Raw genomic sequence first — 995 nt, 5'->3', positions numbered from 1 at the left:
CCTCGAAGGGCTGGCACGCGACCGCGTGCTTCGGCCCGGTGGCCGGGGCCATCGCCGTGTCCAACCTGCGGGGCTTCGATGCGGCGCAGACGGCGCGGGCGATCGGCATCGCCGCCGCCATGTCCGGCGGCATCACCCGCAGCTTCGACTACCAGATCGGGCCGTTCCAGGTGGCCCGCGCCTCGGCCGCCGGCGTCCATGCCGCGCGCTTGGCCCAGGCCGGGCTGACGGCGGCCGAGGATGCGCTCGAATTCCCGGGCCGGGGCCTGCTGTCCGCCCTGTCGCCGCGCGGCCAGGTCGATCTCGACCGGCCGATCGACGATCTGGGCCGGGCCTGGCGGCTGGAGACCGTGGGCATCCACGTCAAGCAGCACCCGGTCGGCAACATGATGCAGCGGGCGCTGGACGGGATCCTCGACCTCGTGCGCGGCCATGACGTGACGCCGGAGCAGGTGGCGCGAATCGAAGCGCTGATCAGCGAGGCGCAGATGGAGGTGCACCGGAAGTCGCCCTCGACCTCCGGCGGCCATCTGGTGCCGTCGCACAGCATCGAGCTCGCGCTCGCCGCCGCGGTGATCGACCGCCGCATGACCTGCGACCATCTCAAGGAACCGTTCTACGGCCGCGACGACGTGCGCGCGATGATGGCGCGGGTGGATATCGTGTCGGATCCGACGATCCCGGCCGACACCACGCCCAATCTCGGCTTCAGCGGCGGCATCCGGCTGCATCTGAGGGATGGCCGGACGCTGGAGGCGCCGAGCGTGCCCTTCGCCCGCGGCCACTGGACCCGGCGCCTGACCGCCGACGATGCGTGGCGCAAGTTCAGCACCTGCACCGAAGGCCGGCTGTCGCTGCGGGCGGCGCGGATCCTGTTCGACCAGCTGCAGTCGCTGGACCGGCTGGCCGCGATCCGGGACCTGAACCCGCCGGACTAGCCACGGCGGCCAACGACACGTAACGGGGAGGGGATGATGGAAGAGAAGCGAACGGCC

At 71.9% G+C, this 995-nt stretch carries 1 protein-coding gene; it reads left to right on the top strand.

The window, feature by feature from the left end; genetic code table 11:
* The coding region (locus P409_RS35165) for an MmgE/PrpD family protein (protein ID WP_034849705.1) at window positions 1-938 on the top strand (938 nt) is incomplete at its 5' end.
* Window positions 939-995: the final 57 nt, after the last annotated feature.

The sequence above is a fragment of the Inquilinus limosus MP06 genome (assembly GCF_000767795.1).
GTDB lineage: Bacteria > Pseudomonadota > Alphaproteobacteria > DSM-16000 > Inquilinaceae > Inquilinus > Inquilinus limosus_E.
Note: the sequence above shows the minus strand (reverse complement) of the source record. Positions and strands in the feature narration are given on the sequence as shown.